This window comes from Paenibacillus sp. FSL R5-0928, from assembly GCF_037970385.1.
GTDB classification, from domain to species: Bacteria; Bacillota; Bacilli; order Paenibacillales; family Paenibacillaceae; genus Paenibacillus_AQ; species Paenibacillus_AQ odorifer.
Genome location: NZ_CP150225.1, coordinates 6,968,582 through 6,981,460, shown reverse-complemented (window position 1 = coordinate 6,981,460; position 12,879 = coordinate 6,968,582). Strand labels below are relative to the sequence as shown.

Annotated in this window: 10 protein-coding genes; 7 read left to right on the top strand and 3 right to left on the bottom strand. The window is 43.9% G+C overall.

Features of this window, described 5'->3' with window-relative positions:
• Positions 1-230: 230 nt before the first annotated feature.
• The 3 genes from MKZ16_RS31635 to MKZ16_RS31625 all read left to right on the top strand — a co-directional run bounded on the left by MKZ16_RS31635 (position 231) and on the right by MKZ16_RS31625 (position 6,682).
• The gene (locus MKZ16_RS31635) at positions 231-866 is read left to right on the top strand and encodes a response regulator transcription factor (RefSeq protein WP_076105102.1); all 636 of its coding nucleotides are present in this window, start codon (positions 231-233) and stop codon (positions 864-866) included.
• 84 nt (positions 867-950) lie between these two features.
• Positions 951-6,032 (top strand): AAA family ATPase, encoded by a 5,082-nt coding sequence (locus MKZ16_RS31630; protein WP_076105101.1) that lies wholly within the window; start codon positions 951-953, stop codon positions 6,030-6,032.
• Entirely contained in the window at positions 6,029-6,682 is a 654-nt protein-coding gene (locus tag MKZ16_RS31625; protein WP_076105100.1) for a response regulator transcription factor, read from the top strand. Before MKZ16_RS31630 ends, MKZ16_RS31625 begins: the two co-directional genes overlap by 4 nt.
• Positions 6,683-6,694: 12 nt before the next feature.
• On the opposite strand, the gene MKZ16_RS31620 is transcribed toward MKZ16_RS31625, so the two are convergent.
• Positions 6,695-7,105, bottom strand: coding sequence for a DUF2752 domain-containing protein (locus tag MKZ16_RS31620; protein ID WP_076105099.1), 411 nt, complete (start codon positions 7,103-7,105; stop codon positions 6,695-6,697).
• A complete protein-coding gene (locus tag MKZ16_RS31615) occupies positions 7,086-7,424 on the bottom strand; it encodes a DUF4234 domain-containing protein (protein ID WP_051491231.1) in 339 nt (112 codons plus the stop codon). Before MKZ16_RS31615 ends, MKZ16_RS31620 begins: the two co-directional genes overlap by 20 nt.
• A 221-nt stretch (positions 7,425-7,645) precedes the next feature.
• Here MKZ16_RS31615 and MKZ16_RS31610 point away from each other — a divergent pair, with 221 nt between their 5' ends.
• A complete protein-coding gene (locus tag MKZ16_RS31610) occupies positions 7,646-7,987 on the top strand; it encodes a zinc ribbon domain-containing protein YjdM (protein WP_036682263.1) in 342 nt (113 codons plus the stop codon).
• Positions 7,988-8,064: 77 nt separating this feature from the next.
• Here MKZ16_RS31610 and MKZ16_RS31605 read toward each other — a convergent pair whose 3' ends face one another.
• A complete protein-coding gene (locus MKZ16_RS31605; RefSeq protein ID WP_076105098.1) occupies positions 8,065-9,729 on the bottom strand; it encodes a diguanylate cyclase in 1,665 nt (554 codons plus the stop codon).
• A gap of 284 nt (positions 9,730-10,013) precedes the next feature.
• On the opposite strand from MKZ16_RS31605, the gene MKZ16_RS31600 reads away from it, so the two are divergent.
• From MKZ16_RS31600 to MKZ16_RS31590, 3 genes are all read left to right on the top strand, one after another.
• On the top strand, positions 10,014-11,072 hold the full coding sequence (locus MKZ16_RS31600; RefSeq protein WP_036682260.1) for an LLM class flavin-dependent oxidoreductase: 1,059 nt from the start codon (positions 10,014-10,016) through the stop codon (positions 11,070-11,072).
• Between the two features lie 55 nt (positions 11,073-11,127).
• On the top strand, positions 11,128-11,592 hold the full coding sequence (locus MKZ16_RS31595; RefSeq protein ID WP_036682469.1) for a RidA family protein: 465 nt from the start codon (positions 11,128-11,130) through the stop codon (positions 11,590-11,592).
• A gap of 177 nt (positions 11,593-11,769) precedes the next feature.
• A complete protein-coding gene (locus MKZ16_RS31590) occupies positions 11,770-12,804 on the top strand; it encodes a stalk domain-containing protein (RefSeq protein WP_036682258.1) in 1,035 nt (344 codons plus the stop codon).
• Positions 12,805-12,879: the final 75 nt, after the last annotated feature.

Below are 12,879 nucleotides of genomic sequence, written 5' to 3'. Positions count from 1 at the left end.
GCGGATTGTGGTCTCTATAACCATGGTTCGCCAGTTTTTAAATGAGGGGTTTTTATGTAAAAATATCCATTTTGTCATATGACAAAAGAAATGACAACGCTCACTATAAGCGGTGTAGTCTTTTAACTATACTTAATCAGAAATGCGTCAAATTTAAATGAATACTCTAATTGAAGCTTTTTATACAAAGAAGTAAATAATGTATGCGGTTTAGAGAGAGAGGTGTTTCTGTGAAAATCATCATTGTAGATGATCATCCATTAGTTAGAAGAGGGCTGGCATCTGTCATTGCAATGCAATCGGATATGCAATTTGCAGGTGAAGCTACGACTGGCCCGGAAGCACTTGATGTGATTGAAGAGACAAATCCAGACATTGTCCTCATTGATCTTAAACTTGCTGATGAATCAGGACTGGATGTCATTAAGATAGCACGTACCCGCGGCATGGTTAGTAAATTCATACTGTTGACTTCCTCTGCGAGCAGAGAGGATTTTTTGAGGGCTGAAGAAGTACTGGTAGACGGATATGTACTGAAAGAGGCACTGCCGGAGGAATTACTCTTTGCTATCCAGTTGGTGAACAAAGGGAGAAAATATTACGATCCTGGCCTAATGGAAGAAAAGATGCGAATGAGCGCCAGCAGTCCAACAGATGAATTGACACCAAAAGAGAAGGAAGTCCTGATTCAGCTTGGACAAGGTGCTTGCAATAGAGTGATTGCCACACGTCTTTTTATCAGTGAATTTACGGTGAAGAAGCATGTCAGTCAGATTTTAGCGAAGCTGCAGGTTACTGACCGGACACAGGCGGCACTGTGCGCCAACGCGATAGGATTAACGAAATATGAAATGTCTTATGAGTAGAACGGCAAGATCAGATGTTATAATGGCTTTAACTACTTTGCGAGATTGAGTATTCTGTCTAATTGTAATTAGGGAGTGCTGTTGATGTTTGAATTGCCAGGATACCAAACCTTAGATCTGATAGATAATACCGCAGATATCAGGTTATACAGACTTCTACGTCAAGAGGACGGCCTAAGGGTTATCGCTAAGACAACAATAGGAGAATACCCGGGAGCTGCCATGGTCGATGCTTTTCGTCATGAGTATGACATGCTTAAGCGACTTTGCGGACGTGGTGCAATAGAGGCGTACAGTTTGGAAATTATGGCGGACCGACCAGTCCTTCTCTTAAAAGATATAGAGGGGAGTACTCTTGGGCAGATCCTGCGTATGCCTGTTAATTCACTGGGTCTTCCAGCGCTGCTTCGGATCGCTACAGCTATTGCTGATTGTCTTATGCAAATTCATCGTGAAAAAATAACACTAAATGAACTAACCCCCGCTCATCTAATCGTCAATCCCATTACTTTTGAAGTGAAATTTATTGATATAAGAATGTGCTCTACCGAAAACATCACGAGTCCTTTGTCACCGTTAAGCGGTCGGCCCGATGTTCTGCTTCCTTATATAGCTCCAGAACAAACGGGACGAACCGGAGTCAAACCGGATTACCGTTCTGACTTTTATTCGCTTGGGATCATCCTGTATGAATGTCTCTCAGGCAGCCGCCCCTTTGAGCTGCATGATGTTGTTGATATTGTATATCGTCATCTTGCAGATACACCTGAGCCTCTGCACCGCAAGTTCCCCACTATCCCTCTATCGGTCTCTGATATTGTTGGTAAATGCATGGAGAAGATGCCTGAAGCGAGATACGCCAGCGCATTAGGCATTAAATCGGATCTTGAGGAATGTCTATCCCGTCTAGAAGAATCCGGGCATATTGAGCCTTTTCCACTAGGAAGCTGGGATATCCCAGAGCGGTGGATGGTATCAGGACGCTTCTATGGAAGACATCTTGAGCAACAAAGCTTAAGGGAAGCGCTGCAACGAGCATCACAAGGTGCCGTAGAGACGGTCTGGATTAGCGGGGAGAGTGGTATCGGCAAAACAACCTTTCTAAAGGAGACCCTTAGAAATACAGTCTCTTTGGATGGTTTCTTCGCCAGAGGCAAATTCGAATCCCGACATACCTCACTCCCTTATGGCATCTGGCATCAAGTCATAGAAGAGTTGGTTAGTCAGCTGCTGATGGAAACAAAGCTGCAAGTGGAGGTTTGGAAGCTGCGTATTCTACAAGCAGTGGACAATTACGGTCAGTTGCTGATCGATTTTGTTCCTAAGCTTGAACTCTTGATTGGCCCACAACCCTCCGTGCCTTCACTGCCACCGCTGGAAGCTCAGCATCGCTTTCAATTAATCATGAGCCGATTTATTCAACTCTTTCCTCATGAGGATCATCCATTGATCTTGGTATTGGATAATTTGCAATGGGCTGATGATACGTCGCTGCAATATCTCACTTCGCTTATAGAGGATACGGCAACGACTCATCTGCTAATCGTGCTTTCCTATCGCAATCGGGAGATTACAAGGCTGCACCCACTCAGTAGGCTGGAAAAGCATCTGATTGACCGCAACGTAGCGATGAGCAGAATTTCTTTACAAGCGCTTGAACTCACCGATTTAAAACAACTGCTACTTGATGTTATGCGTTACGAGGCAGCTGACTTGGACGAGCTGGCGCGTGTGCTGCTTCATAAGACAGATGGAAACCCGTTATTTATTAAGCAATTCCTTCAAGATTTGATAGATGATCAGCGAGTGGAATTTGATGAGAATATTCGAAGCTGGAAATGGGATCTCCAGCGTATTACTGAATTAAATGTTCCCGATAACGTAGCTTCATACCTTTCAAGTAAATTGCAACAATTTCCTGAACAGACGGTATATGCACTTAGCAGAGCCGCATTCATAGGCAGCCTATTTGATTTACGTACACTTGCTGATATTACGGAGACCCCGATAGAGGCATTGAGCGAAGCGTTGGCGGTTGCTGTACATGGGCGCTTGTTGCAGCCCGTTAACGGGGAGGAATATCCGCATTATAAGTTTCAGCATAACCGCATTCATCAGGCAGCATATGCCTTTATTTCCGAAGAGGAGCGTTCCGAGCTGCATTGGAAGATTGGTCTGTTATTGCTAGGCCGCAGCCCGCTAAGTGAAGGAACGACCCTATTTGAAGCTGTCCAGCATTTGAATCAGGCACTTACATGGTTAGACCGCCCTGAACAGAGGCTTCAACTGGTAGAGCTGAACTTACAGGCAGGGGTCAAAGCGAAGCAAACAACCGCACATGAGACAGCCTTACAATATATGCTTCAGGCAACGTCATTATTAGCGGAGCAGAGCTGGGAGGCGCATTATGGGCTAACCTTCCGGGTATTTCGTGAGAGGGCAGAGCTCGAATATTTATGTTCCCATTTTGATACGGCTAATGAATTATTCCATCTGTTAATTGATAAAGCTACGACAAATATGGATAAGGCTTATGTCTACGCAATGAAGGTGCAGTTGGAAGCAAGTAATGATAACCACGAAGAGGTGATCTCCTTAGGCCAGCATACCCTATCGTTACTGAAAGTGAAGCATCAATTTGATCCTGGTTATGCTCAATTGACGCTTCAATGGTTACGATTGCGGCGTAGACTCAAGAAGGTCTCACTCGAATCGCTTACTCTTTTACCTCCAATGACTGATGAAGCACGTAGAATCGCAATGTCTACTTTAGATCATTCGAGCAATGCTTGTTTCTACGTCAATCGAGAAGGGTGGCTCGCTTCTTCCTTCACCATGATTGAATTAACGCTTGATTATGGGATGACCCCGGAGGCTTCCATTGGATTCATAGGCTATGCAATGTTTCAGTACTATTACTTCCGTAATGATGAAGAAACATTTAAATGGGCCATGCTGGCATTCAGCTTATCCGAACCCTATCCGAAACAGCATATGACAACCTTAGCCGCGTTCGCCATGTGCTACGATAGCTGGCGGCATTATGATCCAGCTATGCTCCATACATTTACCGAGAAGGCTGGTAAAGTGGGACTGGAATCAGGTGACTTATGGAAGGGCAACCAGAATGTGCTGATCAACTGTGCCTCCCTTTTGCAATTTGGTCATCCTCTCGGCGATATCTATGAGCGATTAATTACTCATTCCGGAGATTTGCTGCGCCATAACAACAGTCTTCACTGTAAGCAGGCTATTGTAGCGGCGGCCATTCTTGTTCGACTGACAGGTTATCGCTCTATAGATGATCCCTTTCCCATCGCGGAGATTAGCGAGCCTGATTTTGCACAGTCGGTTCATGGGGACACCTTTGATTTTATACAAGAAATGGTCTGGATCTATCAGTATTTGACGGGCTATGTATTTGGAGAATACCGAGAAGCCGGTGAGGCATTAGCCAAATCAGCGGCCATTATAAAATCACGCGAAGATGGCTTAGACAGTCCCATGCAGATCATGTATGAATGTTTAGTTTGGGCTCAGTTGTATGAGGAATATAACGCTGAAGAGCAACGTACATATCGGGCAAAAATGCGTAAATGCTTGAAGAAAATGAAAAATCTTGCCATGCGTTGTCCGGGGAATTATCAGCATAAATATCTGTTGATGAAGGCTGAGTTAACTCGTCTATCGCGAGATCCCCGCCAAGCTGAAGCGTTGTATGAGCAATCCATTGAGACCGCCCGGGTCCACGGTCATATTCACGATTTAGCGATGGCGGCGGAATGTTATGGCAAATATGGGCTTCGTCATGGCAAAATGCATCTGGCAAGAATCTATATGACTGAGGCCTATGAGGCTTATCTGCAATGGGGCGCAAAGGCTAAAGCGGCTGACCTGGAGCAGCAGCATCGCCATTTGCTGCATATTAAACGAGAGCCCGGGCTCGATCGTGTGGATTCCCTTTCTGTGGTAATGTCTGCCCAAGCATTATCGGGCGAGATGGAGATGAGCCGATTATTGGCCACGCTGATGCGAATCATGCTCCACAATGCTGGGGCAGAATATGGGGCTGTTATTTTTGATCATGACGGCAAATGGATGGTGGAAGCTTATGGGACCTCAGAAGCCCAGCATATCGAATCTGTTCCACTTGGGGAAGAATCGGGGTTGGTCCCGGCAGCGATTATAGCTTACGCGGCAAGAACACAAGAACAGGTTGTATTACATGATGCGCTCAGTGAAGGGATATTTACACGTAATACTTACGTTAGGAATAATAGACTGAAATCCGTTCTATGTCTCCCCATCATGAATCAGAATAAATTGGTTTGCCTGCTCTATTTGGAGAATAATCTATCGCCGGGTGTATTTACTCCAAGCAGACTCGATGTGCTCAAGCTGCTTGGTTCACAATGCGCAATCTCAATCGCTAATGCCAAGCTATATTCGGGAATCCAATATCTCAAAAAAAATCTGGAGGATCAAGTGGTAGAAAGAACTCGCAGCCTGGAGCGTTCGATGCGGGAAACATCTGCGGCTTTGGCCGAAGCTACTGTTTTTGAGGAACGCAATCGTATTGCCCAAGAGATTCATGATATTGTCGGGCATACCCTTACATCGACGATTCTGCAGATTGAAGCTGGCAAGCGGCTGCTTCAGAAGAAGGAGATAGACAGCGGCTTTCAGCGTCTGGCAGAAGCCCAGGATCTTGTGCGGCATAGCTTGAATGAAATCCGCGGCTCTGTCCATATGCTGAAAGAGGACAGGTATTCTGACCTAACCGTGATGCTGAGGCAGTTGATTAAAGATACAGAACGCAATGCAGGCGTTGTTGTTCATGCAGTTATTTATGATCTGCCGGAAGCCATGTCAACAGCCTATAAAAAGGCAATCTATCATGCTTTGCAGGAGGGCTTAACTAATGGGATCAGACATGGAAAGAGTGCCGAGTTCCATTTTAGTCTGGAGTCTGTTGGAGCGAACTTGCAGTTTAGACTCAAGGATTGTGGGCTAGGGATGAGTCCAATCGTGATGGGATTTGGACTTAGGACGATGAAGGAACGGGTTGAGCAACTGGGAGGCAGCTTATCCATCGATTCAGAAATGGATGAAGGCTGTTTACTGGAGATTGATCTGCCCATGCGAAGGGTTGTGGATAGAAATTGAGCAAAATAAAAATTGTAATTGCCGATGATCAATTGTTGACGCGGGAAGGACTTCGCACCATTCTGGATCTGGAAGATGATATGGAAGTGGTCGGTGCTGCCAAGAATGGAGAAGAAGCTTGCGAGATGGTTGAAGCACTCCAGCCTGATCTGGTGCTGCTCGATATTCAAATGCCAGTTATGGATGGCCTTAGCGCCTTGAAACGAATAAAGCAGGTTCGGCCGAACATCTTCATTCTGATCCTGACTACTTTTATAGAGACTGATTATATTGTAGAGGGAATGGCCTACGGAGCAAGCGGTTATATGCTGAAGGACATGGACGCAGATAAAATGATCGCTTCGATTCATGATACGTTATCCGGGCAATTTATTCTGCCAGCTCCGGTAGCAGCCAAACTGGCGTCGAGGATGAACAGGTTAACAGAGGACTATGAACATTGGCAGAGATCGGGTCTGGATCGTATCAGTCTGACAGAACGGGAAGAAGAGCTGGCACAGCTCATTATCCGGGGACTGAACAATCGTGAAATCGCCGATACATTACATATTGCGGAAGGTACGGCGCGTAATTATATTAGCAATCTTTACAGCAAATTAGAAGTGGTTGATCGGGCCCAAGCGATTGTGCGACTGCAAGCTATTTTGTAATAGTTGTTGCTGTTAACGAATTACTGTCGGGGCCAAATATTCAAACAGCGGGAGATTCCTCAGTATTCCAAATGTAACGGTCAGAATCAACATTATAGCCATCATTGCCTGGCTAAGAGGCCGGATTTGCTTCTTATTAGTAATCCAATACAACATATACAGAGGTGCTAAAATAAACAGCAACGGGTTAAATCTAAACGCTTGAATAACGTCGAACTTCAGCAAGGAAAGAATAACTCTTGTGACTCCACATCCGGGACAATACAATCCAGTCCATTCATGAAATGGACAAGGGATACTAATCTTGGTTAAGGGTATCCATGCTTTGAGATAAACTACGCCGACGAGACTTAAGGACACACCCCAAAATAGTTTAGGATGTGTCCTTTTATAAGTCGTAAACTTATACCAGTTTATTAACATCGGATTGTACCAAGGCATACGTGACAATACCCAGACCAAAGAGTGTCAGGATCACATAAAGCACTGAATTATCAGACGGGTACTGGCCGCGCTGTCTTTGAGCTTCAGCAATATGTTTACCTACCTGATAGGCCCAAATGAAGCTCCAGATCCCACACGTAACCAACGTTAAAAGAAAATGTTTTCCTCCTGTAAATGTATAGTCCCCACTCAGTTCGCCTACCTCATTGGTTAAAACAATAAACCAATATATTGTATAGAGCCCACATGTAATTAATGACAAAATAATGGCGAATGCAACACTTCTGCGACTAATCATTACTCACTCTCCTATGTATTTACATAAAAATTCGACATTTCCATCTTATTGAATTAGGAAAAAATATACAAGACAATATTTGAGAATTACTGTCCGCTGTCGAAAACTAGACAAACTTACTGCTGATATCTAGTGGAAACCTTACCAAATATGAAATATACTTTTGAGGCTATGCACTGGAACCACAACTAGATTTACATTAACGAATGGAGGACACTTTGATGTCTACTTTGCCAAATTGCCCGAAATGTAATTCAGAATACACTTATGAAGATGGTAGTTTGCTCGTCTGCCCGGAATGTGCGCATGAGTGGAGCCTCGACACAGAGGCTGAAAGCAGTGAAGAGAACAAGGTTGTCAGAGATGCCAACGGTAATATTTTAAATGATGGAGATGCTATAACTATTATTAAAGACCTTAAAGTAAAAGGAAGCTCATCCGTTCTGAAGATAGGAACAAAGGTGAAAAACATCCGTTTAGTGGACGGAGATCATGATATTGATTGCAAAATCGATGGTTTTGGAGCTATGAAATTAAAGTCCGAGTTTGTTAAAAAGATCTAAAAAATAAGAATCAGCTTAACTTCAACAGAAGTAGGCGGATTCTTTCTTTTTGATATGGTCATTTGCTCAAAGGAGTGTTATCTATTAATCTCAACAATCTGATTTCGTCCGGCATTTTTTGCTTGATATAAGGCTTTGTCCACAGATTCGAATAAATCATTTAGTTGATTGGTCAGGCTTTCTGTATATTGAGCTGCAAAATTACTAATGGACAGCAGTCCCATACTAACAGTAATTGATAGGGCATGAGCAACATCCTCTACATGTACTTTATTAGCTTCTATTATAGATTTGATATGCTTTGCCAAGTGGTTTGCTTGTGTTTGATCTGTATTTGGCAAATAAATGATAAATTCTTCTCCGCCATAACGCGCCAGAATATCTGTCTCCCTCAGCGTTTTTTTAATTACCTCTACCGTGCTGCAAATAACTACATCGCCAATCAAATGGCCGTAATTGTCATTCACTGTTTTGAAAAAGTCGATATCCAGAAGAATGATAGCAAAAGGCTGCTTGAGTTTCATATTTTCTATGATCTCATGCTCTAAGTGTAACGTTAAGTAATGACGATTATAACAACCGGTTAAGCTGTCCGTTATGGCCATCTGCTTAAGTTTTTGGTTGGTTTGCGATAGTTCATTCTGGATTTCAGTTAATGCAGCATTACGCTCTTGCAGGGTCTCGTTCTGGTGATTGGTCTCGGCTATGAGGCGATGCAGCTCGCTTCTGTCCTGAAAAGTAAGAATGCGTCCAACCCTGATTCCACCTACCACAATCGGCGCGGCAGTAATGTTAATGTATGCATTGAGTGAGTTGTAGAATAGTTCAACCTCGGTTCTCTCCATGGGCTGGTTCAAGTATGTATGAAGGAATAAATCGAAAGCTCCGGAAGTTTGCTCCATGGGTGCGATGGTCGACACGTCAAAGCGAGCACCGGTTAGTAGATTGATTCTTGGGAAAAGCGAGCGATTGATTTCTACTACAGTCTCACTATCATCCAGTACAAGAATTCCTTCTGTAATGGTGTCAATGATATCCTGATGGGCGATGGTTACGAGATCAAATATTTTATCCCGATGAATAGCAATTACGAAAAAAATTGCCGAGATTAAGATCCCCAGAGAGGTCAGCCCCGGAATAACTGGATCAGATTTAAGCAACACCACATTAAGAAAAACATCCAATAATATAAATACCGTTAGCACCAGCACCCCTTTGAGCACATGAGCAACCTGTTTTTTGATCCGCTGTGTAGTGTTTGAGACTAGGGCTGAATAGATGATATACAGAGAAATCATTACGCTGGTGGTTAAGAAGATAATAAGCAGCCAAAAAATCGGACCATAATATCTTTCGATATATCCGCCGTTCATAGGGAGAACAAAATTTCCGTTTGGATTAGCGATCACTACTACTATGATCAATGCTGCGAGAATGTATAGGATCAATGTGTTCTTTTTTCGAAGGAGATGTGAATTCCCGGTGAGTAGTACCGTGAACAGAAGCCAGCCAATCGTTAACAGAACCGAGTCGATAAAAGCGAGCTTTACATAAAACAATTGAAACTTGGGATCGTCGGTAGTTTTGATAGCAAATTGACAGAAGGGCCATAACATCATAGTAAAATGAAATACTAAGTATGCTTTATGTAGGTTAGTGATGGTTACAGACGCAAATATGTAGATGAACAAAGCGAACAAAACAAAAAATAATAATAAATCAATCCATGTCATGATATTCATTTCAGTGACACCTTCTCCCACCCGGTTAACAGTTCTTTCATGTTACCTTGAATTTTAATGGTTTGCCATATGATCATTTGTTCTACGAGAACGGCTATTTGTTTAAGAGTGTTTCAACATATTCCTTCAAAATCCTCTATTTGTAAGCGTGGTTTTGCAAATTTTAAGGATGAGTTTCTCGACAAACTGGGGTTGGACAGAATGATTAGCTTTTTTAACCTTAACTTGTGTTATAATCAAACAAACAATTTAAAGAGGAAATTATAGTTAAGGGGGATTTGTAAGTGGAAATAGGAATAAGCACGTTCGTAGAAACAACACCGGATGTCCAGACAGGTGAAGTGATAAGTCATGCGCAGCGTTTGCGCGAGGTCGTAGAGGAGATTGTGCTTGCAGATCAGGTGGGTTTAGATATATTTGGGGTGGGCGAACATCATCGTAAAGATTATGCGGCTTCTTCTCCAGCAGTTTTGCTGGCTGCGGCGGCCTCACAGACGACACGGATTCGGCTAACCAGTGCGGTTACAGTACTTTCCTCTGATGACCCAGTACGTGTGTTTCAGGATTTCGCTACTCTTGATGGAATCTCAAATGGACGCGCAGAGATCATGGCAGGCCGGGGTTCTTTTATCGAGTCGTTCCCGCTGTTTGGGTATGATTTGAATCATTATGATGAGCTGTTCGATGAGAAGCTGGACTTGCTGCTCAAAATACGGGAATCCGAAAAAATAACATGGAGCGGTGCGCACCGTCCTGCCATTAATAATCTGGGGATTTATCCGCGTCCCGTGCAGAATCCTTTGCCAGTATGGATTGGCAGCGGGGGAAATACAGAATCTGTAATTCGTGCGGGGTTACTAGGATTACCGCTTGTGTTGGCTATCATTGGTGGCAGTCCGCTACAGTTTGCTCCGCTAGTGAAGCTCTATAAGAAGGCTGCAGCACAAGCGGGACATGATGTGTCGAAGCTGCCCGTTGCTTCACACTCACACGGCTTTATTGCAGAGGACAATCAGCAGGCTGCCGATATGTTCTTTCCTTCTACGCAAGCTAGTATGAATGTAATTGGCCGGGAACGCGGATGGGGTCAATACACTCGTGCAAGCTATGATGCGGCACGTAGATTTGAAGGCGCTTTGTATGTAGGTGACCCGGAGACCGTTGCTGAGAAAATCATTCACCTGCGCAAGCAAGTAGGCATCACACGTTTTATGCTGCATGTGCCGCTTGGCACGATGCCTCATAAGGATGTAATGAGAGCCATTGAGCTATTGGGTACCCAAGTAGCACCAATTGTTCGCGCTGAAATATCGAGATGGGAAGCAGAGGTTGAAGCTAAGTAGTAACTATGATCTTACTAAATTATTGATGCTGTTGATAATGGAGGGGGAGATGGATATGACAGAGCACACTATAGCGAGCAGACTTGAAGCATTAGGAATTGTCCTGCCTGAGGCTAGTGAACCCGCGGCAAAATACGCTAACTACGTAATTGTTAATGGCTTATGTTTTGTATCGGGAAAAGGACCGGCGGGCCATCCCAAAGGAAAGCTGGGACAAGACTACACTACCGAAGAAGGCTACCATTTTGCACGTTTAACGGGTATAGAGATCCTTGCCGTCCTTAAGACAGCTTTAGGTTCTTTGGATAAAGTGAAAAGAGTAGTCAAAGTTCAAGGCTTCGTTAATGCAGATCCCCTCTTTGAAGAACATCATAAAGTGCTTAACGGTTGTTCAGATTTAATGCTGGAGGTGTTCGGAGACAAGGGTCTTCATGCTCGTTCTGTATTGGGTGCTGTTTCTGTAAGGGACAATCTTCCGCTCATTATTGATTCCATTTTTGAGGTAGAGGAACCTGTCTAGCGGGCTCCATGAGGGCATACTTAAAAAGAGGACTGTGGTACCGAAAGGTGATCGCAGTCCTCTTTTTTTAGGTGCTTATGCTGTAGCTAGATGCTCACCCCAATATTTGTAACAAAACTAATTACCCTTTTTTTAGTAACAATAGGTGCACATATCAATCAACGAGGTGATGACATCATGAAGTTTCAAAAGAAAGCTATGTTACTTTTACTACTTACATCTATGCTCTATACTGCTCCGGCCTATGCGGGGACAACGCCTCAGACTCCGGTTACAGCCGTCTATCTGGATGATCAACAGCTACAATTAGAGGCTCAGCCCTTGCTCGTAAACGATACAGTACTAGTCCCTATGCGCAAGTTATTTGAAGCTCAAGGGGCAAAGATTACTTGGAATAATGATACCAAGACCGTTAAGGCAACCAAGGGAGACCTGGTGCTGACCTATCATATTGGCGATCAAGCAGCGAATAAAAATGGCCATTCCTTAAGTGTAGCCGTTCCCGGCCAGATTGCCGGCGGTTATACGATGATGCCACTGCGTTTTGTCAGCGAAGCTTTGGGCAGCACTGTGAAGTGGGATACTGCTACTCGTGCTGTTCGTATCTACTCGGCAGTGGATTACGATACGACAATTCTATATGGTGTTAATCTGCGAAGTTTGCCAGACTCGTCAGCCCAATCAACGGTTCAGCAAATGTTGTCGGCAGGAGATAAGGTACATGTGGTTAGAGAAGTAGATGCTTTATGGTTAGAAGTGCGAACGCAGGATAACAAGAGTGGATATATCTCTGCTAAACCCAAATATAGCAATTATACGAGTGCTGCTCTTGTAGAGCGGCAGGGAAACGAGCTGCTTGCTTACGGAGAAAAATATCTGGGAACGCCTTATGAATTTGGCGCTGCTACTGACCAGACGTCAACCTTTGACTGTTCTTCTTTTGTAGGACATGTATTTAAGGATATGTTGGCAATTGACCTGCCACGTGTCTCTTACAATCAGGCCAAAGAGGGCAAAGAGGTTGGAATTAACGAGCTGCGCAAGGGGGATCTGTTATTCTTCAGTGCACGTGGACTTGATATTGGACATGTGGCGATTTACGCGGGAAATAATCAGATCCTACATACGTACTCCAAGGAGCTTGGCGTTCATTATGAAGCCTTAAGTGACAAGTGGAAGAAACGTTTGGTGACGGCTCGCAGATTGTTTTAGCTAGGTAATAATTAGGCTATAATTATCACGGTGAATAAGCATCCGAATACATTTGGGGGATGAAGCAGATTGGCT